General features: G+C 69.3%; 18 protein-coding genes and 1 tRNA gene. 10 read left to right on the top strand and 9 right to left on the bottom strand.

From position 1 onward, the window contains the following. Positions 1 to 267 precede the first annotated feature (267 nt). The 6 genes from OG210_RS00300 (at position 268) to OG210_RS00275 (ending at position 8,958) form a co-directional block, all read left to right on the top strand. Positions 268 to 1,278 (top strand): ABC transporter permease subunit, encoded by a 1,011-nt coding sequence (locus OG210_RS00300; protein ID WP_328333873.1) that lies wholly within the window; start codon positions 268 to 270, stop codon positions 1,276 to 1,278. Positions 1,279 to 1,363: 85 nt separating this feature from the next. Continuing rightward, positions 1,364 to 2,224 (top strand): carbohydrate ABC transporter permease, encoded by an 861-nt coding sequence (locus tag OG210_RS00295; protein WP_328335685.1) that lies wholly within the window; start codon positions 1,364 to 1,366, stop codon positions 2,222 to 2,224. A gap of 65 nt (positions 2,225 to 2,289) precedes the next feature. Beyond that, positions 2,290 to 3,963 carry an extracellular solute-binding protein gene (locus OG210_RS00290; protein WP_328333875.1) on the top strand — a complete coding sequence of 558 codons (1,674 nt, stop codon included), beginning with the start codon at positions 2,290 to 2,292 and terminating at the stop codon, positions 3,961 to 3,963. Next, positions 3,960 to 5,420, top strand: a complete 1,461-nt coding sequence (locus OG210_RS00285) for a M1 family metallopeptidase (protein ID WP_371534683.1) — start codon at positions 3,960 to 3,962, stop codon at positions 5,418 to 5,420. The genes OG210_RS00290 and OG210_RS00285 overlap by 4 nt, the downstream gene beginning before the upstream one ends. Next, positions 5,417 to 7,639, top strand: coding sequence for a right-handed parallel beta-helix repeat-containing protein (locus OG210_RS00280; RefSeq protein WP_371534681.1), 2,223 nt, complete (start codon positions 5,417 to 5,419; stop codon positions 7,637 to 7,639). The genes OG210_RS00285 and OG210_RS00280 overlap by 4 nt, the downstream gene beginning before the upstream one ends. A gap of 128 nt (positions 7,640 to 7,767) precedes the next feature. After that, on the top strand, positions 7,768 to 8,958 hold the full coding sequence (locus OG210_RS00275; protein WP_371534679.1) for a Gfo/Idh/MocA family protein: 1,191 nt from the start codon (positions 7,768 to 7,770) through the stop codon (positions 8,956 to 8,958). Positions 8,959 to 9,075: 117 nt separating this feature from the next. Here the strand turns inward: OG210_RS00275 and OG210_RS00270 are convergent, their stop codons facing one another. Together OG210_RS00270 and OG210_RS00265 are read right to left on the bottom strand one after the other, a co-directional pair. Then, entirely contained in the window at positions 9,076 to 9,993 is a 918-nt protein-coding gene (locus tag OG210_RS00270; RefSeq protein WP_328333883.1) for a transketolase, read from the bottom strand. A gap of 26 nt (positions 9,994 to 10,019) precedes the next feature. Continuing rightward, positions 10,020 to 10,700: a transketolase gene (locus OG210_RS00265; RefSeq protein ID WP_328333885.1), complete on the bottom strand. Its 681-nt coding sequence runs from the start codon at positions 10,698 to 10,700 to the stop codon at positions 10,020 to 10,022. A gap of 136 nt (positions 10,701 to 10,836) precedes the next feature. Here OG210_RS00265 and OG210_RS00260 point away from each other — a divergent pair. After that, positions 10,837 to 10,910, top strand: a tRNA-Pro gene (locus OG210_RS00260). 283 nt (positions 10,911 to 11,193) lie between these two features. On the opposite strand, the gene OG210_RS00255 is transcribed toward OG210_RS00260, so the two are convergent. The 5 genes from OG210_RS00255 to OG210_RS00235 form a co-directional block, all read right to left on the bottom strand. Then, complete coding sequence (locus tag OG210_RS00255) at positions 11,194 to 11,781, bottom strand: hypothetical protein (RefSeq protein ID WP_371534677.1); 588 nt, start codon at positions 11,779 to 11,781, stop codon at positions 11,194 to 11,196. 238 nt (positions 11,782 to 12,019) lie between these two features. Then, positions 12,020 to 12,835, bottom strand: a complete 816-nt coding sequence (locus tag OG210_RS00250; protein ID WP_328333889.1) for an alpha/beta hydrolase — start codon at positions 12,833 to 12,835, stop codon at positions 12,020 to 12,022. Positions 12,836 to 12,918: 83 nt separating this feature from the next. Next, positions 12,919 to 13,818, bottom strand: a complete 900-nt coding sequence (locus OG210_RS00245; protein ID WP_328333891.1) for an aldo/keto reductase — start codon at positions 13,816 to 13,818, stop codon at positions 12,919 to 12,921. Beyond that, entirely contained in the window at positions 13,815 to 14,681 is an 867-nt protein-coding gene (locus tag OG210_RS00240; protein ID WP_328333893.1) for a helix-turn-helix transcriptional regulator, read from the bottom strand. Before OG210_RS00240 ends, OG210_RS00245 begins: the two co-directional genes overlap by 4 nt. 249 nt (positions 14,682 to 14,930) lie before the next feature. Then, positions 14,931 to 17,291 carry a GH92 family glycosyl hydrolase gene (locus OG210_RS00235; RefSeq protein WP_371534674.1) on the bottom strand — a complete coding sequence of 787 codons (2,361 nt, stop codon included), beginning with the start codon at positions 17,289 to 17,291 and terminating at the stop codon, positions 14,931 to 14,933. Positions 17,292 to 17,513: 222 nt separating this feature from the next. Here OG210_RS00235 and OG210_RS00230 point away from each other — a divergent pair, with 222 nt between their 5' ends. Further along, positions 17,514 to 18,161 carry an RNA polymerase sigma factor gene (locus tag OG210_RS00230; RefSeq protein ID WP_328333897.1) on the top strand — a complete coding sequence of 216 codons (648 nt, stop codon included), beginning with the start codon at positions 17,514 to 17,516 and terminating at the stop codon, positions 18,159 to 18,161. Positions 18,162 to 18,238: 77 nt separating this feature from the next. Further along, positions 18,239 to 19,060, top strand: a complete 822-nt coding sequence (locus OG210_RS00225; RefSeq protein WP_371534671.1) for a hypothetical protein — start codon at positions 18,239 to 18,241, stop codon at positions 19,058 to 19,060. 117 nt (positions 19,061 to 19,177) lie between these two features. Here the strand turns inward: OG210_RS00225 and OG210_RS00220 are convergent, their stop codons facing one another. Beyond that, positions 19,178 to 19,897, bottom strand: coding sequence for an SDR family NAD(P)-dependent oxidoreductase (locus OG210_RS00220; RefSeq protein ID WP_328333901.1), 720 nt, complete (start codon positions 19,895 to 19,897; stop codon positions 19,178 to 19,180). 192 nt (positions 19,898 to 20,089) lie between these two features. Continuing rightward, positions 20,090 to 20,734 carry an NAD(P)H-dependent oxidoreductase gene (locus OG210_RS00215; RefSeq protein WP_328333903.1) on the bottom strand — a complete coding sequence of 215 codons (645 nt, stop codon included), beginning with the start codon at positions 20,732 to 20,734 and terminating at the stop codon, positions 20,090 to 20,092. 293 nt (positions 20,735 to 21,027) lie between these two features. On the opposite strand from OG210_RS00215, the gene OG210_RS00210 reads away from it, so the two are divergent. Next, a complete protein-coding gene (locus OG210_RS00210) occupies positions 21,028 to 21,453 on the top strand; it encodes a helix-turn-helix domain-containing protein (protein WP_328333905.1) in 426 nt (141 codons plus the stop codon). Positions 21,454 to 21,649 lie beyond the last annotated feature (196 nt).

Here is a 21,649-nt window from a genome sequence, read left to right as displayed (position 1 = left end):
GTGGTTCGCACCCTGCCTCCGGACAGTAAACGCGTTCTATTGATGAGCGGCACGCTAGGGAGCGCAGGCGTCGCACGTCAAGCGATCTGCGGGGCCATCTGCCCTGTTTGAGCCGCTATTTGGGGACCTTTCCGGGCGATCTTCATGGCAGAAACATCGAGTAACGCAGACGTTTCTTCCGATCCCTTGACGGTGGGGTTAACCGCTTACTACGTTGCGGCGGCAGAAGGCTCGCTCTGCGCCACCCCAGCCGAACAGGACCGCACCATGGCTGAAACAGCACCTCCGATGCCGCTGGACAAGCGGCGCAGGAAGTCCAAAGCGCCATCACCGCCATCCCCATCCGTTGTCGCCCAGCACCGGCTGTCCCTGTGGCAGCGGATCAAGCGCGACAAGGTGATGCTGCTGCTGACCCTGCCCGGACTGCTGTACTTCGTGGTGTTCCACTACATCCCGCTGCTCGGCTACATGGTCGCCTTCCAGGACTACCAGCCGTACCTCGGATACATGCACAGCGCGTGGACGGGCTTCGCCAACTTCTCCGGCGCCTTCGCCGACCCTGCCTTCTGGTCGGCGACCGCGAACACGGTGGAGATCGCCTTCGTACAGCTGATCTTCTTCTTCCCCGTGCCGATCGCGCTCGCCCTGCTGCTCAACAGCATCGTCAGCGACAAGCTCCGCCGGTTCATCCAGAGCGTGGTCTATCTGCCGCACTTCATCGGCTGGGTCATCATCGTCTCGATCTTCCAGCAGGTCCTGGGCGGCGCCGGGCTGCTGCCCGACCTGCTCGCGGACGTGGGGCTGCCCCGCTACGACATGATGAGCGACCCGAACGCCTTTCCCTGGCTGATCGCCCTCCAGTCCATCTGGAAGGACGCGGGCTGGGGGACGATCATCATCCTCGCCGCGCTGCTCGGCATCGACAAGCAGCAGTACGAGGCGGCGGCCATCGACGGCGCCAACCGCTGGCGCCGGCTGTGGCACGTCACGCTCCCCGGCATCGCCCCGGTGATCATCCTGCTGCTGATCCTCAACCTCGGCCAGATTCTCTCCGTCGGCTTCGAGCAGATCCTGCTCCAGCGCGACGCGGTCGGCCCCGGCTCCGGTGAAGTGCTCGACACCTACGTCTACTACCACGGCATCAAGGACAACCAGTGGGGCATCTCGGCGGCTGTCGGCCTGGTGAAGGCAGTCGTGGGAACCGTCCTCGTCCTGGGCGCGAACAAGTTCGCCCACCGTCTCGGCCATGAAGGGGTGTACCGCGGTGCGGACAGCTGAGAAGTCACCGGTGAAAGCCCCCGTCACCGCGGCGCCCCCGGCGGCGGCGCCCGCGATCAGGCCGTCGGACGGCCGCCCGCCGTGGATGGAACGCCCGACCCGCCTCGGCCTCACCGGCAAGGGCATCGTCCTGGTGCTCGTCGTGGTCGCCGTCGCCTACCCGCTGCTGGGCGTGATCGGCACGAGCTTCGCCTCGCAGACCGACATCATCAAGTCCACCGGTCTCGTCCTGTGGCCCGACCACCCGACGCTCGACGCGTACCGCACCATCTTCACCGGCGGTGTCGTGACCCGGGCGCTCCTGGTGAGTGTGGGCATCACGGTCTTCGGTACCGCGGCCAGCCTGCTGGCCACCATCGGCATGGCGTACGGGCTTTCCCGCCGCAGTGTCACGGGCTCCCGCTTCATCCTGATGACGGCCCTGTTCACGATGCTCTTCAACGCCGGGATCATCCCGAACTTCCTGCTGGTCAACCAGCTCGGCCTCTACAACACGTACGCCGCTCTCGTCATCCCCACCCTGATGAGCGCCTTCAACCTGGTCGTGCTGCGCGCCTTCTTCATGAACCTGCCCGAGGAGCTGTACGACGCGGCGCGCGTCGACGGCGCCGGGGACTTCCGCATCCTGCTCCAGGTCGTCCTGCCGCTCTCCAAGGCGGTCATCGCGGTCGTCGGCCTCTTCTACGCCGTCGCGTACTGGAACGCCTTCTTCAACTCACTGCTGTACCTCCAGGATTCGGACAAGTGGCCGCTGCCCATGGTGCTGCGGACCTTCGTCCTGCAGGGCCAGAGCCTCAGCGGCGCCGCGGCGGGCGAGAGCGTCGCCCCGCAGGAGGCCGTGCAGATGGGCGTCCTGGTGGTCGCCGTCGTACCGATCCTGCTCGTCTACCCGTTCGTCCAGCGCTACTTCACCAAGGGCGTACTCACCGGCGCCATCAAGGGCTGAACCGCCTCCTGCTGACCCGCTCCGCCACCCCCCGGCCTTCCCTCCCTTCTCTCAAGGAGATGTCCGTGCCGAGCTCCACCCCGATGAACCGCAGAACTCTCTTCCGCATGGGAGCGGGCCTTGGCCTCGGCCTCGCCGCGACCCCGCTGCTCGCCGCCTGCGGCGACGGCGGTACGGCCGCCAAGGCCGAGGCCAAGAGCGCCGACCTGCTGCCCACCACCACGGTGCGCAACGTCGGCCTGAAGCCCGACCTGCCCGGCACGGCCGCGGGGGTGCCGCAGGCCTTCTACCGGTACCCGGCCACCACCCCGCGCGCCACCAAGGGCCAGGTCCTCAAGGGCGCGAAGCCGGTATCGGCGGCCATGGAGACCTTCTCCCCGCCGCCCCCGGCGCGCGGCAAGAACGCGGCCTGGCAGGCGATCGAGAAGCTGCTCGGCGGGAAGGTCGACGTCACCGCGGTGCCGACCGACGACTACTCGACCAAGTTCACCACGATGGTCGCGAGCGACACCCTGCCGGACATCTTCATGTACCCGGAGACCGGCGGAGTCGACAACAGGGCGGCGTTCCTCGCGGCCAAATGCACGGATCTGACGCCGTTCCTGGCCGGTGACAAGGTCAAGGACTACCCCAACCTCGCGGCGATACCGCAGGCGGCCTGGGAGGGCGCCATCTTCGGCGGGAAGCTCTTCGGCATCCCGATCTCCCGGATGGGAACGGGCGGCGCGGGCTTCTACCGCCACGACCTCTTCGCCGAGGTGGGGATCTCCAGCCTGGACGAGATCACCAGCCTCGACAAGTTCGTCGAGGTCTGCAAGGAGCTGACCCGTCCGAAGAAGGACCAGTACGCCATCATCGCGGGCGCCAACAACCTGCTCGCCATGTCGGCGGGGGCGCCGAAGGACTGGCGGATGGACCCCAGGACCGGCAAGTTCGTGACGGACCTGGAGACCGACGAGTACCGCCTGGCGATCGAGACGGCGCGCAAGCTGTACAAGGCGGGCTGCTACTACCCCGGCACGATCGGCATGTCGGGCGCGCAGAAGTCCCAGTACACCGACATGTTCAAGAACGGCAAGGGTGCCTATGTGTACGACGGGATGCCGTCGTACTACACCCCCAGCACCGGGTACGTGGCGGCGATGGCGGCCGTCAACAAGAAGTTCGACCCCCGGCCCATCACCCCGTTCAGCGACAAGGCCATCGCCTGGATGGACAATGTCGCGCTCCAGAACACGCACATCAAGAAGGCGTCCACCGAGCGCGTCAAGCAGCTCCTGGCACTCGCCGACTTCGCCGCGTCGCCGTTCGGCAGCCTGGAGTACACGCTGATCAACTACGGCGTGGAGGGCACCGACTTCACCCGTGACGCCAAGGGCAACCCGATCCTCACCAAGCAGGGCAGCCAGGACGCCACCGTTCCGTGGAAGATGCTCGCCTCCGCCGTCCCGGCCGTGTTCAGCACGGACACCGAGAAGGGGGTGCGGTACGTCCACGAGGCGTACGCGAAGATGATCCCGATGATGGAGCAGGACCCGACCCTCAAGGTCTCGTCGCCCACCTGGGACTCCAAGGGCTACGGCAGCCTCTACACCCTCAAGCTGGACGGTCTCAAGGACATCGTGTCCGGCCGCAAGCCCATGTCGTACTACGACCAGCTGACCAAGGAACACCTGTCGCACGGCGCCGAGCAGGCCCGCCACGAGTTCGAAGAGGCCGTCCAGAAGGGGAAGAAGTGACCACCAGGCGCACCGTCCTCCAGCTCGGCGGCGCGGCAGTGGCCGCCGCCGCGGCCGTACCGGTCCTCGGTACGCCAGCCCTGGCCCGCTCCTTCGACCCGAAGCCCGGCTCCAGCGGCGTCGGCGACCCGCTCTTCCCGACCCTCGGCAACGGCGGCTACCAGGTCACGCACTACGACCTGACCTTCGACTTCACCCCGGTGACCTACGACTTCACCGCCGCCGTGCGGATGTCGGCGCAGGCCACCCAGGATCTGTCCGCCTTCAACCTGGACACCGACAGCCACACCATCGACGCGGTCACCGTCGACGGCGCCGCCGCCCGCTGGGAGCTGTCGGCCGGCAGCAGCGGCCAGGAGCTGACGCTCACCCCGGCCCGCCCGCTGCACGACGGCCGGCCCTTCACCGTCGAGATCCGCTACCACGGCAACGGCAAGGACAAGCGGACCGGCCTGAACGGCTGGGTGTTCGGCAGCGAGGGCGGCTTCGCCTCCGCGGTGCAGTCCTCCCGCGCCGACACCTTCCTGCCCTGCAACGACACCCCGTCGGACAAGGCCACCTGGGCCTTCCACATCAGCGCCCCGAAGGGCTATGTGGCCGCCGCCAACGGCGAGTTGCTGCACCGGACCCCGCGCGCCGACGGCTCGGCGGTCTGGCACTTCGCGCTCCGCGAGCGGATGCCCACCGAACTGCTCGGCATCGCGGTAGTCAAGGGCACCTATCTGTACGGCAGCAGCCACACCGGTCTGCCGCTGCGCCACATCGTGCCGCAGGGCCACGAGGACACGTACGCGCCGATCGTCGCGCGCACCGCCGACCATCTGGCCTGGCTTGAGGCGAAGTTCGGGCGGTTCCCGTTCTCCACGTACGGGCTCCACATCTATGACGGCTACACCGACGCGCTGGAGAACCAGACCCTCCCCCTGATGGGCACCAACTGGTTCAAGCTCAACGCCGACGGCAACCCGACGTACGAGAACACCATGGTCCACGAGATGACCCACCAGTGGTTCGGGGACTCCGTCACCCCGCACGACTGGCAGCAGGCCTGGCTCAACGAAGGGCCCGCCACCTACTACGCCGCCGTGTACAGCGAGGAGTGCGGCTGGTCGGTCGTCGCGGACAAGATGAAGGCCACCTACGGGACGCTGGACGCGGTCCGCGCCAAGGACGGTCCGCCAGGACTGCCCAAGGCGCTCGGCGGCGCCAACATCTACGACGGCGGGGCGCTCGTCCTGTACGCGCTCAACCAGCAGGTCGGTCAGCGTACGTTCGACCGGATCATGCGCGAGTGGGTCAAGCGCTTCAAGGACTCGACGTACACCAGCGAGATATTCATCCGGCACACCGTCGACGTCACGGGCGACCGCACCCTGGACCGTTTTCTGCGCGACTGGCTGTTCGGCGCCACCAACCCGCCGATGCCGGGCCACCCCGACTGGAAGGCCGCCGCATGAACCGCCGCACCATCCACCGCCCGGCGACGCACCGCCCGGCCGCCCGCCGTATCGGCACCGCGTTCGCCGCCGTCGCGGCGCTGCTCGCCACCGCGCCGCTCGCGCAGGCCGCCGGCCCCACGCACGCCGTCACTCTCTACGCGGCCCCGCACGGCGCCGGAGCGTCCTGCACCCACAGCCGCCCCTGCTCCCTGGACGGGGCCCGCGACAAGGCCCGCACCCTCGACGGCGATGACGTCACCGTGCAGCTCGCCGGGGGTACGTACACCCGCACCGCGGCCCTGAAGCTCACCGCGGCCGACTCCGGCACCACCTGGACTGCGGCGCCCGGAGCCCGCCCCGTCCTCTCCGGCGGCGACACCGTCACCGGCTGGACCAGGACGTCCGGCGGGGCCTGGACCGCCCGGGTGCCCGACGGCATCACACCCCGACAGCTCTTCGTCAACGGCGTCCGGGCCACCCCCGCCCGCGGCGGAGCCTGCGCCGCCAGTGTCTGCGACGCCACCAAGACCGGCATGACCGGCGCGAAGGCCACCGGGATCGCCGACTGGAAGCGGCCCACCGACGCCGAGGCGGTCATCAAGGTCCGCTGGCGCAACTACCACTGCCGGATCGCCGGGGTCAGCGGCGACACGATGACCTTCGCCCAGCCCTGCTGGACCAACTCGGCGAGCGGCACCGACCGCACCGGCCCCGCCTGGGACTCCACGACTGTGGACTCCACCCGCTACTCGGGTGTCGCGTTCTTCGAGAACGCACCCGAACTCCTGGACCAGCCGGGCGAGTTCGTCCATGACTCGGCCACGCACACCATCACGTACCTGCCGCGCAAGGGCGAGAACATGCGGCACGCCACGGCTGTCACACCCGCCACCGAGCAGCTGGTGACGGTCGACGGCGCGCACGACGTCGCCATCCGGGGGATCGGCTTCGCGTACGCCGCCTACCGCCAGCCGGACACCGACGAGGGCTACGCCGGGATGCAGGCCGGGCTGACCCTCACCGGCGCCACCGGTCCTGTCGACCACTCCGGCCGCTACTACACCAAGCCATCGGCCGCGCTCACCGTGCACGGCGGCCGGCATGTCACGGTCGACGGGGCGTCGTTCACCCACCTCGGTGGGGCCGGTGCGATCCTCGAAGCCGGTACGAAGGACTCCGGGATCACCCACTCGGACTTCACCGACCTGTCGTCGGGCGCCGCGTACATCGGCGACACCGACCCCATGCCGGCCCCCGAACTGGCCGGTGAGCGCAACACGTTCGCCTATAACACGGTCACCCGCGCAGCAGTCGAGTACACCGACGCGGCCGCGGTCTGGGCGGGCTACGAGGCCGGACTCACGGTCGACCACAACACTCTCGACCAGCTGCCCTACTCCGGCATCTCGGTCGGCTGGGGCTGGAACCAGCCCGAGTCGCAGAAGTCGGTGCTGCGCGACAACAGGATCACCGACAACCGCATCACCAACGTCATGCAGGTCAAGGACGCCCAGCACGACGGAGGCGCGATCTACACCCAGGGCGCCCAGCCCGGCACGGTGATCTCGGGGAACTACATCAACCGCTCCGCGTACGGCAACACCGAGCGCGACGGCAACGGTATCTACCTCGACGAGCAGTCCTCGTACATCACCGTCGAGAACAACGTCCTGACCCGGCTCGGCTACAAGTGGGTCTCCAACTGGGCCGATTACGGCATCAAGAACACCGCACGCGGAAACTGGGTCGACACCGACGCGCCCGCCATGGCCGGGACCGGCTCGACCATGAGCGACAACCACACCCGCCTGGAAGAGCTCCCGGCGGCAGCCTTGAAGACCGCCTCGGCGGCCGGCGCGCACCACGGCCCCGTCGAGCAGCTCAGCCCCGACCTGGCCCGTACCGGCACCGCCACCCAGTCGTCCACCGACGGGGCCGCCGCCGCACTCGCCATCGACGGGGACACCTCCACGGACACCCGGACGCTCTCCGAGCAGGGCGCCTGGTGGCAGGTGGATCTGGGGTCCGTCCGGCACGTCGGCCGGATCGAGATCTGGAACGACGCCTCGACCACGACGGCCGGTTTCGACGTCCGCACGGACAACAAGACCGTCCACGTCAGCGGCAAGGCGCTGCGGCCCACGGTGCTGGACCTGAACACCGACACCCGGTACGTGAAGATCCAGCTCACGGGTACGGGGAGGGTCGGGCTCGCCCAGGTCGCCGTCCATCCGTAAGGCTGTCGTAGCTCCGTAGCTCCGTAGCTCCGTAGCTCCGAAGCTCCGTAGCTCCGAAGCTTGAAGAGGCAGCCCGAAGGCGGGCCCTTGCGAGGGCCCGCCCCATCCGCACCAGCGAAGGAAGCCCCATGTCCGACCTCCGTATCGGCGTCCTCGGCTACGGCCTGCGCGGCAGCATCGCGCGCACCGCCCACCGCCCCGGAGCCGGCTCGCGCGTCACCGCACTCGCCGACCCCGACCCGGCCGCCCGTACGGAGGCGGCCACGGCCTTCCCCGACGCACTGATCACCGCCGACCACCGCACGGTCATCGACGCCCCGGACATCGACGCGGTCCTGGTCGTCACCCCCGACCACACCCACGCCGAGCTCGCCTGCGAAGCGCTGCGCGCGGGGAAACCGGTCTTCGTGGAGAAGCCCCTCGACATCACGGTCGAGCGGTGCGACGAGATCCTGCGCACCGCGTACGAGACCGGCACCCGTCTGTACATCGGCCACAACATGCGCCACATGCCGGTCGTCCGGCTGATGCGCGACCTCATCGCGGCCGGCACGATCGGCGAGGTCAAGACCGTCTGGGTCCGGCACTTCGTCGGCTACGGCGGCGACTGGTACTTCAAGGACTGGCACGCCGAGCGGAAGCACACCACCGGACTCCTGCTCCAGAAGGCCGCCCACGACATCGACGTGCTGCACTGGCTGGCGGGCGGGTACGCACGCGACGTCCAGGCCATGGGCGACCTGATGGTCTACGGCGACAACCCGAACCGCCGTGCGCCCGGTGAGCCCAAGGCCGCCGACTGGTACACCAAGGACGGACACTGGCCGCCGCACACCCAGCGCGCCCTCAACCCCGTCATCGACATCGAGGACGTCTCCCTGCTGAACATGCGCCTGGACAACGGCGTGCTGGCCTCCTACCAGCAGTGCCACTTCACCCCCGACTACTGGCGCAACTACACCGTCATCGGCGACGCGGGCCGCCTGGAGAACTTCGGCGACGGGCCGGGCAGCCAGGTGAAGGTCTGGAACACCCGCCGCTCCCTCTACCGCGAGGACGCCGACGAGATCCACGCCGTCCCGGAAGCGCAGGACGAGGCGGGCCACGGCGGCGCCGACCCGCTGCTGATGGACGAGTTCCTGCGGTTCGTGCGCGAGGGCGGCCGCACCGACACCTCACCGGTCGCCGCCCGGATGGCGGTGGCCGCCGGGGTACGGGCCACGGACTCGCTCCGGGACGGCGGAACCCCGCGCCGGATCACCCCGCTCGCCCCGGCGCTCGCGGACTACTTCGACCGCGGCCAGCAGCGCACGGGGTGACCGGCAGGGGCGGGGCCGGGCCGCCGCTCGTGGCTCCGACCCGCCGGTGAGCCGGGCCGCCGTTCGCTGCTCTGCCCCGGGTGCGCCGGGCCGCCGCTCGCGGCCCGGCGGCGGGGCTCACCCCTGCGGCTGGACGGCCCCGGTCAGGAATCCGGTGATGCTCCGGTGCAGCGAGGCGGCGTCCAGGCCGTGCGCGGCGACATGCTCCTCGATCTCCCCGTAGCGCCGCAGCTCCTTCCTGCCGACCCCGAGGCCGAGCACCCGGTGCGCCCGGTCGGCCAGGGCGTCGTTCGCCGCGGCTGTCGACGTGCCCGCCAGATACGGCTCGACCAGCACCACGTCGGCCCGGTCCGGGGCATCGGTGGCCCAGCGGAGGGCCGCGCCGTCGAAGGGCCGCACGGTCGTCGCGTACAGCACGGTGACGTCCATGCCCTCCGTCGCCTCCAGAACGGCGTCCAGCATCGGTCCGACCGCCACCACGACCCCGCCGTGCCCCTCCCGCACGGTGTGGAACCCGTCCCCGGTGACCGGCTGCGCTCGCCGATTGGCCTGCATCGACAGCCGTACGTACACCCGGTCGTCCCCGCGCACGGCCTGGCGCAGCAGGGCCTCCGCCTCGTCAGGATGGCCCGGTACGTGCACGGTCCAGCCGTCGAGCGTGTCCAGGAGCGCCACATCGCCTGGCGCCATATGGGTGAGACCACCGGCCGGCCAGTCGTAGGACCCCCCGGCGCTGACCAGCACGGCCCCCAGGCCCTGGTGCCCGAGGTCCAGCTTGACCTGCTCGAACGGGCGCTCGACCAGGAAGCTGGCGAAGGTGTGCACGACCGGGCGCATCCCGGTCAGCGCCATCCCGGCGCCCGCGCCGATCAGCAGCTGCTCCCGGATCCCCACATTGACCACCCGGTCGGGGTGGGCGCGTGCCGCGCCGGCGAAACCGTCGCGGGTGATCTCCGCCAGTACGACGGCGAGCCGCGTGTCCTCGTCCAGCAGCCGCGACGTGGTGGCGGCGAAGCGCTCACGCATGTTGTCCATGACAAATCCCTCTCGAATGGTCCCGCTCAGGTGTTCTTGGGCTCGACCCGGGCGACCACGGCGTGCGGCCGGCCCGGATGCGGTGCGGTGAAGGCGGCGTACAGCTGCTCGTGGTCCCGCCCGTCGACGGTCTCGACGGACCACCCGCCCGCCGCGAAACGGGCCGCGATCCCACCGGGGGCGCTGTAGCTTGCGGAGGCGTTGTCGATCACCACGGTGTGCAGCTGCTCAAGGCCGGCGGGCCCGGCGTAGGCGATGGCCTCGTGCACCGAGCCCTCGTCCAGCTCGGCGTCCCCGATCAGCACCCACACCCGCGGCTCGGTGAGCCGCTGCGCCCGCAGCCCGAGCACCGTGCCCACGCCGAGCGGCAGCCCGTGCCCGAGCGACCCGCTGCCGATCTCGGCACCGGGCACGAGCAGCCGGTCGGGGTGGTGGCCGAGCGGCGAGTCGTACGAGCCGAAGCCCGCCAGCAGCGCGTCGGGGAAGAACCCCTTCGCCGCGAGGACCGCGTAGTACGCCATGGGGCCGTGCCCCTTCGACAGCAGGAAGCGGTCCCGGCCCGGCGCAGAGACGGTCTGCGGCGTGACCCGCAGCACCCGGTCGTACAGCACCCAGAGCGCGTCCAGGGTCGAGGTCGCCGCGGGCCCGTGCTTTTCGTCGCCCGTCATGAGGGCCATCAGCCGGTTCAGGTCTGTGTCCGTGTCCATGCAGCCGACGATCCAACATCAAGCGCACTTGAGGTCAAGCGGAGCGGCCGGAGGATCGAGTTCGTGACCACCGGCTGAAGTGCGGTATTGTTTCGGTGCGCGTTCGGCCGGGCCAGCCCCGGTCCGGAGCGGGCATCGGGACGTGGCGCAGCTTGGTAGCGCACTTGACTGGGGGTCAAGGGGTCGCAGGTTCAAATCCTGTCGTCCCGACTGGAGACAGTCGTAGATCAGGGCCGGTTTCGGAGTAATCCGAATCCGGCCCTTGGCCATTGTCGGGGACCAGTTGGGGACCTGCCTCACTGGCCGGGGTCAGCGGTCATGGCGATCGGGCTCGGCAGGGTGCGCGGTGCACGGAGCACGCTGAGGTGTGCGGAGAGGGCGGTGCCGGCTGCCCCGCGTCGGCGAACCAGGTATCCGCCGGCCCGACCGGTAGTGCAGCCGTCCCGTCAGGAGAGACGGAAGAGCGCCATCTCGGCCGAGATGGGCAGTGTGCTCATTTTCCGTGCGCGGCTGGTGGTTCGTGGAATCTGCTATTGGTTCGGGGGCAAGTGCGGTGGTTCTCCGGGCGGTTGGGAGCACCAAAGGGGTACGGGGAAAGCCGTCGGCGGGCGGGGTCAGTACCGGCCTCTGCCGTTTGCAGGATGACGGTGCGGGCTACCTGGGCGAGGCGCTCCAGCGATAGAACGGCCGTGGGCCGGATGCTGTACGTCATCAGGCGCAAGGCCTCGATCCGGGACCGGTCCTCATCGGCAAGATCCTGTGAGACGCCGGAGAACAGCTCGTGGCGCGGGCGGGAGTTGAGGCTCTCCGCCAGCGTCCGAAGAAGCACCCCGTCCAGGCCGCCCGGGGCGCCCGCGAGTGGTGTCGCGGCGCGCTGGTCTTGGAGCTGAGCGTGGATCGCGAGGCCGATGAGCGTGGTGGTGAGTGCTTCGCCGGATTCCTTACTGATCTTCCAGGTGTGGAAGCGGTCGTGTCGATCGGCAGCCGCGTCACTGACGTGAGCATCCCCAGCGGCGCGGATGCTCTCCGCCAGAGAGCGGCACTCCTCCCATTCTCTCCGTGCTGCTTCGCTCGTCTCCATGGGGGCAGTGTGCCGGGGGGCTGCCGTGTTCGGCAGCCCCCCGGAACGAAACTGGTGCGGGTAACAGGCGGGTGGCTTCCGTAGGGCGATCTCTTGTCTGTCCAACAGAACATCGCGAGGCACGGATGGTGCCATGAAGACGGGAATGCTCCTCAGCCCAGCCCTCGGTCTCATCGTCACTCACCTCTACCGCGGCCGGGGCGGCCTGGGCGACGTCGCGGATCTTCTCCGGCCCATTTCAGTGACTGCAGGACGATGACCTGTGCGCGGGCGACGGCTGCTGTGGGAGGCGGCGGACGAAGTCCAGCAGCAGGGCGCAGAACGCCGCGGGTTGTTCCAGCGGCGCCAGATGTCCGGCGCCGGGGATGACGGTGGTCCGGTCCGCATCGAGGTCGCGGGCCAGTCCATCGCCGCCCTCGTGGAAGTCGGGCATGTCGTGCTCGCCGACGCTGACCAGAGCGGGCACGCCCCTCAGCGTGCGCAGCGCTGCCGGGCCCGCGCCAAGGGGATCCGCCGCCTGCGGCGGTTCGCCATGGGTGAGTTGTTCGGTCAGCTGCCGGTGGAGCATGCGGGCGGCGTGGGTGCGTACCTCCTCGGTGGCCTCGGCCGAGGTCCATGCCTCGACGCCGGCCTTCACCGCGGCGTCCAGGTCGCCGACGGCCAGCGCCGTCCGTTCGGCCTCCCAGGCGGCGTCCAGACGTGAGGAGGCGGGCTGGTCGTGGGGCCGGTACCCGACCAGTACCAGGCCCTCCACCCGCTCGGGTGCCGTGACGGCGGCCTGGAGTGCCACCAGGGCGCCCAGTGAGTTCCCGGCGAGTACGAAGCTGTCGGCCCCGAGGTGGTCGAGCGTGTCGAGCACGTCCGACCAGGGGGCCACCTCGCGGCGGTCGGGCACGGTCGCATCGCCATGGCCGGGCAGGTCAAGGGCGATAGCCCGCACGCCCGCCTCGGCGAGCAGCGGGAGGTGGGCGCCCCACATGGTGCGGTCGGTGGGCCGGGCGTGCAGCAGGACGACGGGCCGTCCCCGGCCCGCCTCGGTGAAGGGGAGCAGCATGGTTTGAGGTGCCTTCTTCGGTGAGTGTGTGCGGCAGAGTCGGCCGGTGCAGGTGCAGCGACCGGTCCCGCGGCGGGTGCGGGTCATGCGGCGTCGGTGAGTTCGCCGAGTTCCGTGTCGGTCAGGCGCAGCGTTGCCGCGGCCAGGTTCTCCTCCAGGTGCGCGACCTTGGAGGTGCCGGGGATGGGCAGCGTGACCTGGGAGCGGGCGAGTAGCCAGGCCAGTGCCACCTGGGACGGCCGGGCGCCGTGGGCGGTCGCGATCCGGTCGAGTGGCCCGTCGGGGCGGGCGAGCTCGCCCGCAGCTACCGGCGCCCAGGGGATGAAGCCGATGCCGTGGCGCGTGCAGTGGTCCAGGACGTCGGCGGAGCTGCGGTCGGTCAGGTTGTAGCGGTTCTGGACGGTGGCGATCTCCGCGATCGTGCGCGCGTGCTCGATCTGGTCGACGGTGACCTGGGACAGGCCGATCGAGACGATCTTCCCCTCGTCCTGGAGCCTTTTCAGCTCACCGACCTGGTCCTCCAGCGGGACTCCCGGATCGACGCGGTGCAGCTGGAACAGGTCGATGTGGTCCAGGCCGAGCCGGCGAAGGCTCATCAGGGCTTGTTGGCGCAAGTACTCCGGGCGCCCGACCGGCGGCCACGCGTCGGGGCCCAAGCGCACCAGCCCGTCGCGGGTCCTGATCACGTCCGGGCCGTTGCGGGTCAGTCCGGCCTTCGTCGCGATGAGCACGTCGTCGGGGTAGGGGTGGATCGCCTCCCGGATGATCTCCTCGCTGACGTGGGGGCCGTAGGAGTCCGCGGTGTCGATCAGCTGCACGCCGAGTTCGACTGCCCGGCGCACCACGCGGACGCACGCGTCGCGATCGTCGGGCTCGCCCCACACACCGAGCCCGGTCAGGCGCATGGCGCCGAAGCCGAGACGGGTGACTTCCTTGCCGGCGATCTTGAAGGTGCCGGCGGTGCCGGACAAAGCGGCGGTCATGATCGGAGGCCTTCTTCCTCTGCGGTGGTGTCCGGAACGGTGGAAGCCGAGCCCCGATCGGCCAGTCGGCGGAGCAGGACCAGGGCATCGGCGCTGGTGCTGCCCGGTTCCGCGCTGTAGACGGACAAGTGCTGTCCCGGGGCGCTGGTGACGGCCAGCGCCTCGAAGTGCAGCTGCACCTCACCCACGCGGGAGTGCCGGAAGCGCTTGTCCTCCTGCGTGCGGGGACGGACCTCGTAACGTGCCCACAGTGCGGTGAAGGCGGGGCTGCGCACGCTGAGCTCGCCGACGATCCGCTCGATCCGCTCGTCCTCGGGGAACTGCGAGGAGGACGCCCGCAAGTTGCCCACAGCCGTGCGCGCCGCCTTGTCCCAGTCGACGTAGAATTCCCGCGCGAATGGGTCGAGGAAGATCATTCGCAGCAGGTTGTCGTACCGGGCGAACCCGCGGTACAGCTCGGACGCCATCGCATTGGCGGCCAGTACGTCCTGAGCCGCGCCGACCACGAAGGCCGGCACGTCGCGCAGGCCGTCCATCAGCCGCACCAGTTCCGGGGCGACGGTTGGTGCCGCGGCCGCCGCGGCGAAGACGGGCAGGCCGAGCCGGTACAGGTGCCCCGTCGCGGCACCGTCCAGCCGCAGTGCCGCAGCGATCGCCCGGAGCACCTGCTCGGACGGGTTCCGCTCACGACCCTGCTCCAGGCGGATGTAGTAGTCCGTGCTCACCCCAGCCAGCAGCGCCACCTCGTCCCGCCGCAGCCCCGGCACACGCCGGTCCCCGCCGTCGGGCAGTCCGACATCTCGCGGCGTGACTGTCGCGCGGCGAGCACGCAGGTACTCGCCGAGCTCGTTGTTGCTTTCCATGTCCGCCACGCTAGACCCGGCCCATGGGTCGGGGCGTGGGTGCGATGCACCCACCCGGGGCTGCGGCGGCATCCCGTATGGAAGCCGGTCGCCGGCCGCGTCCCCGACCTCACAGGGCAATACAGCCAGTGCCTTCCCTCACCTGCTGGACTGGTCAGGGCCGGTTTCGGAGCAATCCGAAACCGACCCTCGGTCATTCTCGGGGACCCGGGGTGCGGTCCCTCGCGGGAGGGCCCGCACCCCGGAGGCTTACGGCCGGGCCATGGCGGGCGGGGCGGCGTCGACTCCCCAACTCGTCGGCTTGCCGGAGAGGTTGATCTTGATCGTGCCGGAGCGGAGCAGGTCCTTGTGGGACAGCCAGCTCTGACGCAACGCGCCCTTGTCCGTGGCCACAGAGGACACGTACTGGAGCTTCGACGCGTTGGCGCCCGGGGCGTCGATCCTGATCGTGCGGCCATGTTCGGGCCGGATCTCGACCTTCTCGAACATGGGCGCGGAGATCACGTAGGTGGCGGAGCCGGGCTGGGCCTCGAAGATGCCGGCCATGGCGAAGACCAGTAGCGAGGAGGTGGCGCCGAGGTCGTCATTACCGGGCATTCCGTACACGTTGTCGGTGAAGAGTGTCCGCATGGCACGCAGCACGGCGGAGGTCTTCCATGGCGCGCCCGTCCACGCGTACATCCACGGCGTGTGGAAGTCGGGCTCGTTGTTGGGGTTGAAGGCGAAGTTGTTGTGGTAGTCGTACGCGCCGGTCACCCATGAGTCCGAAGCGGCCTTCGCCGGGTCGGTGAGCACGGTCGGCATGTCGAAGAACTTGTCGAGCCGCTGTTCGGCCTGCGAGGGGCCGCCCATGAGCCCGAAGAGCTTCTGCGGGTCCTGCTGGGCGAGCCACTCGTACTGCCATGCGGTGCCTTCGTGGAACGCGCTCGCCTGGGCGGGATCGGGGTCGCCCGCGACGGTGCCGTCCGCGTTCTTGGCAACCGGGAATCCGGAGAAACCCTGCGAGGTGATGCTGGGGTCCCAGAGCTTGGTGAAGTTGTCGCAGCGCGCGGCGAGTGTCGCGGCCTTGTCCTTGTAGCCGAGGCCGCCGGCCATCGTGGACAGTGCGCAGTCGGCGAGTGAGTACTCAAGTGTGGCCGAACCCGACTGGCGGCTGTCGCCGTACTTGTAACCGGGCAGATTCTGGTAACCCACCCAGCCGTTCTTGACATACGTGGGGTTGCCGTCACGACCGCGGAAGACCGACTGGTCGGCGGGGACCTCATTGGCGTTCTTCCACAGTGCGCCGAAGAGTTGGTGCGCCGTGCGGTTGTCGAGCAGGCCGCGGTTGTAGATGTCCACGATCCATGGCGTGACGGGGTCGCCGCTCATCACGTTGGTCTCGCTGTTGCCGAGCGCCCAGCGTGGCAGCCAGCCACCGTCCTGGTAGATGTGCAGCACCGACTTGGCCATATCAGCGGCCTTGTCGGGGTTCAGCAGGTCCACCAGCTGATTCTGTGAGCGGTAGGTGTCCCAGAGCGAGAACATTTGGTAGTACGTGGAATCCGCGCGGTGCACTCGGTCGTCGAAGCCGCGGTAATGGTTGTCCACATCGGACCCGACGGACGGGTGCAGCAGCGAGTGGTAAAGCGCGCTGTAGTACGTACGCTGGTCGGCGGTGCTGCCGCCGGCCACTCGCATCCGGCTGAGCTCCTGCTGCCAGGTGTGGTGCGCGGAGGTACGAGCCTTGTCGAATGACTTCGGCTGTTCCGCCTTGCGGTTGAGGCGCGCGCCGCCGACCGAGGTGTAGGACAGCCCCACCGAAGCGCCGACGTGGGCGCCCTTGGTCTGGTCGAATGTCACCCAGGCCCCGGCCCGCTTGGTGCCGCGCGACGCGTCGCGCCGGTTCGGGGTGAGGGTGCCGTCGGTCCAGGTACCGAAGCTGGAGAACTTCCGGTCGAACGTGGCGCTGAAGTAGATCCGGTAACGCTCCTTACCGGTCTCACCACAGAAGTTGCCGCCCTGGAGCCAGCCTTCGACGGTGTCGTCGCCGACTACATGGACGTCGCCCGCGTAGGTGCTGCCGTTACTCTCCCCGGTCTCGATGAGCACGTTCTCGGGGCCTGATCCGGCGGGGTACGTGTAGCGGTGCTGGCCGGTCCGCTGTGTCGCGGAGAGCTCGGCCTGGATGCCGTTGTCGAACTTCACTCCGTAATAGCCGGGCGCGCGGGTCTCGTTGGCGTGGCTGAACTTCGCCGCGTACTGCGCCGGGTCGGACGACGTAACCGCACCGGTGGTCGGCATGAAGCGGAAGTTGCCCATCGTCTGACAGCCGACGCCCGAGAGGTGCGTGTGGCTGAAGCCGAGGATCTTGTCCTGCTTGTAGTCGTAGGACGCGTACTGATTGAGCTGAGTGTCCGGGCTCAACTGCACCATGCCGAACGGAACGGAGGCGCCGGGGAAAGTGGTCCCGTCACCGTTGTTGCCGATCGACGTGTCGACCAGTGTGGTGGGGTCGGCGGCGAACTCCGGCCCCCGCTCCTTGGTGTCTGCGACCCCGGGCGTGGAGGACGCCGCGGCCACGGTGGTGGCGAGCAGCAAGGCGGCGAACACGCGTTTCCACGTTCTCATCGCGATCCTTTCTGTGACAACGTTGTCAAAGTGCGAACTTTGCCCTCCAACTCCGGCTCCGTCAATCCAGTTGACCGCAAGAGACGATTTGCCCCGACCTCGGTGGACGGCCGGGCGCTGAACGGCCGCCCAGTGCCGCTGACGCAGCGGGGCCGGATCGGTCCGTCACAACGGAACCGGCTCAGCGGGAACCTTCGGCCGGTTGCCGGACACGTACAGGGCATGGAACTGAACAACGCCGGTCCCGCCGTACCGGGCGGGGGGATATCTGACCGGGAGCTGTGGGCGAGGGCTGTCGACGGCGACCGGGAGGCGTTCGGTCGGATCTTCGACCGTCATGGGAAGACCGTCTACAACTACCTGTTCCGGCGGACGGCCGACTGGTCCGAGGCCGAAGACCTCACGTCGACCGTGTTCCTGCATGCCTGGCGCCGGCGGTCGGAGACGGTGCTGGACCGTGACTCGGCCTTGCCGTGGCTACTGGGCATCGCCGACCGCCTGTTGTCGAACACCCGGCGGCGGCTGAGGCGGGCCGAGGCCTTGCTGCACCGGCTCGTCTCGCATGACGAGCCGGTGGGCGACCACGCGGACCGCGTCGCCGTGCTGGTCGACGACGAGCGTCGTATGTCGGAGATCCACCGGGCGCTGGCCCGGCTACCGCGCCACGAACGCGAGGTGGTCGAGCTCTGTGTGTGGTCGGGCCTGGATCAGCAGGCGGCTGCGGCAGTGCTGGGGGTGGCGGTCGGAACCGTGAAGTCCAGACTGCACCGGGCGCGGCGGAGGCTGGGGGCCGACCTCCTCGGCGGAGCCGCGGTTCCGGCGCCATTGATTTCCAAGAATCCCGTCCATGTGGAAGAGGTCGCACGATGAATGACATGCAGGGCATTCCTGCGGCTCCTTCCGATCGTGATCTGCCGGACCACCGGCGGACCCGAGAGGAGCTACTGATGAAGATCGGTCCAGAGGACAACCGTGCTTCGCTGCGACGCGGGTGGGGGGTGCCGCTGGGTGTTGCCGCCGGTGTTGCGGCGGTGAGCGTCGCGGCGGTGGCCGTCTTCAGCGGGGTAGGGGATGCCAAGCCGCTCCTGGCCGACCCCGCCGGAAACCCGACGAGCGCCACCGCGTCACCGAGTCCGAGCACAGCGCGCGGCTCCACGTCGGCCGGAACCGGCTCGTCGCCGTCCTCGACTCGTACGACGTCCACCCCGGACGCATTCACCATCACCAGCGGTACGACGACCCCGATCGACGCCGGGACCGTCGCCAAGATCCTGGCCTCCTGTCTGGGTTCGGACGCATCGCAGTACCAGGCGGTGGTCGCGGCCCGCGCTCCCGTCACCTCGCAGGACGGGGACGGCGTGGTCATCGCCGTCAACTCCGCCCATCAGTACGTGCAATGCGAGTCGAAGGGCGACAAGGGCAACAGCCAGGATTCCCCGCCCACGTTCATCAACAATCGCCTGTGGGGCACTGGTCATACGGTCGAGTACTTCGACTCCGTGCGCGAGCCCGCCGGTAAGGGGCGCTACCTCATGCTGGGCGCCGGGCACTACGCATCGAACATTGCCAGGATCACCATCAGCTACGGCGACAACCCGAAGCAGTACCCGGCGGTCATGGCAGGCGGCGCGTTCGTCTACGCGGCCGCTCTCTCCACCAAGAACACCAGCCCGCACTATGCGGGCCCGAGCCCCTACGTCCATGCCTACGACGCATCCGGTAAGGAGATCTACAACCAGGAGAAGGACCCGCAGTTCGCCGACAAGTAGTCAGTCGGCCCTTTCGACCGACCTCATTGCTGCCCCGGCGATGTGCCGGGGCAGCGATGGCCGGATGATGTCCTTGCTCGGCGGCGTCGTTGTCCGCCGAGTACCGGGTGGGCCGGGCTATTGGCCGCCGTGCGGCTCGGGGTGTACCTGCTCGACGCGGTCACGCTTGGTGTACATGTCCCAGTAGAGCGCGGCCAGTTCGGCCGGGTCGACGACCGGCACCGCGGCCAGTGTGGGGTCGCCTGCCGCCGCGGCGGCTTCCGCGGCTTCACTGCCGGTGATGAAGGCGGCGACCGACAGGGTGCCGGCGTAGATGCCGGACGTGGCGAGTTCGCCGTTGAGGGAGTACAGCCAGTTGCGGGCGGCGGCCATCAGCGGGCCGACGCCGCTCGCGTAGGGCATGGGGTGGACGGCGGTGGCGCCGGTGGTCATCAGGAAGGCGCCGTCGCCACGCTCTTTCCATTCCGGGAGGACGGCTTGGGCGAGGGCGAGCGGGGTGAGCATCAGGAGGGGGACGCCCTGGGCCAGGGCGTCGGGCTGCAACTCGGCGGCGGGGGTGAATCCGCTGCTGGGGATCGGTCCGTACTCGATGACGTCTATGCGGCCGTAGTGCTCGCGGATGGCGCCGATGACCGTGGCGATCTCTTCGGGGGCGGACAGGTCTGCGGTGAAGCCTGCCGCGTCGGCCCCTTCGGCGGTCAGCTGCTCGACGAGCGCGTCGAGGCGCTCCTTGCGGCGGGCGACCAGGGCGACGCGGAAGCCTTCGGCGGCGAAGCGGCGGGCGACCGCGGTGCCGAGACCGGGGCCTGCGCCGAAGATGGCGATGACTTGGGACATGGTTCTCCTTGAGTTGTCAGGCGTGCCCTGGATCAGTTCGACACCGGCCGGGGCCTGCAGGGCATCGGGATCGCGGGCCAGGGCCCTGACGCGGTGACGCTTGTTCCGGCGGCAGCGGCCGCACCGGACTCCAGGTGCTCCAGGAGGCCGCCGCCCCCCGGCGGTGGGACACGGGGATCACCTGGAGATGCGTCAGGCGGCACGCGGTGTGCCGAAGGCCGTGGCGAGGGTGCGGGCCCGGTCATGAGCGGCCGTCATGGACGCCTCGTGCACGGGAAGGAGCGGGGCCAGGGCCGGAGCGGTCGGGGCCATGGTCAGCTCGGGTATCACGGTGGTGACGTCCAGGCCGAGGAGATCGTCGTGGCCCAGGACGGCTTCCAGCGTGGGCACCACAAGGTCCAGGCCCTCTCTGGGGGTGCCGGGACCGTAGCCGCCGCCCCGTGCGGAGATCACCAGGGCAGGGCGGCCCGCAGCCGGGGAGGTACCGGTGTGGCTCATGGTGCGCTCGATAACGATGATCTGATCCAGCCACGCCTTGAACACCGACGGCATCGACAGGTTGTACATCGGCACCGTGAACAGGTACGCGCCGGCGCCGAGGAACTCCTCGATCAGCTCGTCCTGGAGCGCGGCGGCCCTGGCCTGCTCGGGGGTGTGCTGGGCCGGGTCGGTGATGCGGGCGGAGATGCCCGCAGCCGTCAGGTGCGGCACCGGGAAGACGGCGAGGTCGCGGTGGACGACCGGGCCCTGCCACTGATCGCGGAAGGACTGGGCGACCTGACGGGAAACGGAGGCTTCGCCGAGCGAGGAGGAGTCGATGTGCAGCAGGTACGACATGGCGGTTGGGCCTTTCACCGAGATGCAGGGGTAGGGATGGGCGGCGAGTCAGGGGCGCCCGGGACGGCGCAGCCGTCGGGGCCACAGCTCTGGGCGCCGCCCGCAGCAGTGAGAGTGACCGGGTGGATTGCGTCCCAGGCGGTACGCAGCAGGTCGAGCAGGGGCAGGTGATCTCGGCTCAGATCTCTGCCTTCATGGCCTGACCTCCAATTCCTCTCATTTGTTCGTAACGCCATGATGCGCCAGTATGGAAGGCGCTACAAAAGGCACATCGGTGTGCGCGACGGAGAGGAATGGACGCCATGCAGGACAGTGCTGATATGGAGATGACGGCGGCGATCGGGCCGTGCGCGGGCATCCCCGCCGACCGGATGGCCTTGATCCGGCAGATTCTGGACCGGGTCGGCGACAAGTGGAGCATGCTGATCATCGCTGTCCTGCAGGGCGGGCCACTGCGCTACACCGACCTGCAGCGCCAGATCCCTGGCATCTCTCAGCGCATGCTCACCCACACGCTGCGCCAGCTCCGGGAGGACGGCCTGATCACCCGCACCGCCTACGCCGAGGTGCCGCCGCGTGTGGAGTACGCGCTCGCCCCGCTCGGCCGCGGCCTGCACGAGATCGTCATGCAGCTGATCGGCTGGGCCGCCGACCATCACGACGAAATCAGGGAGAGCCGTGCCCGCGCCGGGGAAACCACCGCGGCCACGGCGCGCTGAGGGCCGGGAACGGCTCCCTGGGGCACGGGAGCCACAAGTCCGGGGCATTCGGTGGCCTAAACCCCGCACGGTGATCCGCGTCTTCCGGAAGGAGGCGGCGCGGCTGACCGTGATGTCGCCGCCATGCTGAACTGCACTATTTGGAGCGCGAGTTGATGAGTTCGCTCTTGGAGAGCTTCTTTGTCCCCGGCAAGAC

This window comes from Streptomyces sp. NBC_00466 (genome assembly GCF_041433995.1).
Taxonomy (GTDB): Bacteria; Actinomycetota; Actinomycetes; order Streptomycetales; family Streptomycetaceae; genus Streptomyces.
The sequence above is the reverse complement of the archived record's forward strand: the minus strand, read 5'-3'. Positions and strand labels throughout refer to the sequence as shown.

Excerpts from the sequence above, each read along its gene's own strand:
- OG210_RS00280 (WP_371534681.1), top strand. The coding sequence starts at position 5,417 with ATGAACCGCCGCACCATCCACCGCCCGGCGACGCACCGCCCGGCCGCC.
- OG210_RS00235 (WP_371534674.1), bottom strand. The coding sequence starts at position 17,291 with ATGAGAACGTGGAAACGCGTGTTCGCCGCCTTGCTGCTCGCCACCACC.
- OG210_RS00250 (WP_328333889.1), bottom strand. The coding sequence starts at position 12,835 with ATGCTGCTCCCCTTCACCGAGGCGGGCCGGGGACGGCCCGTCGTCCTG.
- OG210_RS00230 (WP_328333897.1), top strand. The coding sequence starts at position 17,514 with ATGGAACTGAACAACGCCGGTCCCGCCGTACCGGGCGGGGGGATATCT.
- OG210_RS00220 (WP_328333901.1), bottom strand. The coding sequence starts at position 19,897 with ATGTCCCAAGTCATCGCCATCTTCGGCGCAGGCCCCGGTCTCGGCACC.
- OG210_RS00265 (WP_328333885.1), bottom strand. The coding sequence starts at position 10,700 with ATGGACACGGACACAGACCTGAACCGGCTGATGGCCCTCATGACGGGC.
- OG210_RS00300 (WP_328333873.1), top strand. The coding sequence starts at position 268 with ATGGCTGAAACAGCACCTCCGATGCCGCTGGACAAGCGGCGCAGGAAG.
- OG210_RS00295 (WP_328335685.1), top strand. The coding sequence starts at position 1,364 with ATGGAACGCCCGACCCGCCTCGGCCTCACCGGCAAGGGCATCGTCCTG.
- OG210_RS00275 (WP_371534679.1), top strand. The coding sequence starts at position 7,768 with ATGTCCGACCTCCGTATCGGCGTCCTCGGCTACGGCCTGCGCGGCAGC.
- OG210_RS00210 (WP_328333905.1), top strand. The coding sequence starts at position 21,028 with ATGGACGCCATGCAGGACAGTGCTGATATGGAGATGACGGCGGCGATC.
- OG210_RS00245 (WP_328333891.1), bottom strand. The coding sequence starts at position 13,818 with ATGACCGCCGCTTTGTCCGGCACCGCCGGCACCTTCAAGATCGCCGGC.
- OG210_RS00240 (WP_328333893.1), bottom strand. The coding sequence starts at position 14,681 with ATGGAAAGCAACAACGAGCTCGGCGAGTACCTGCGTGCTCGCCGCGCG.
- OG210_RS00215 (WP_328333903.1), bottom strand. The coding sequence starts at position 20,734 with ATGTCGTACCTGCTGCACATCGACTCCTCCTCGCTCGGCGAAGCCTCC.
- OG210_RS00270 (WP_328333883.1), bottom strand. The coding sequence starts at position 9,993 with ATGGACAACATGCGTGAGCGCTTCGCCGCCACCACGTCGCGGCTGCTG.
- OG210_RS00255 (WP_371534677.1), bottom strand. The coding sequence starts at position 11,781 with ATGGAGACGAGCGAAGCAGCACGGAGAGAATGGGAGGAGTGCCGCTCT.
- OG210_RS00225 (WP_371534671.1), top strand. The coding sequence starts at position 18,239 with ATGAAGATCGGTCCAGAGGACAACCGTGCTTCGCTGCGACGCGGGTGG.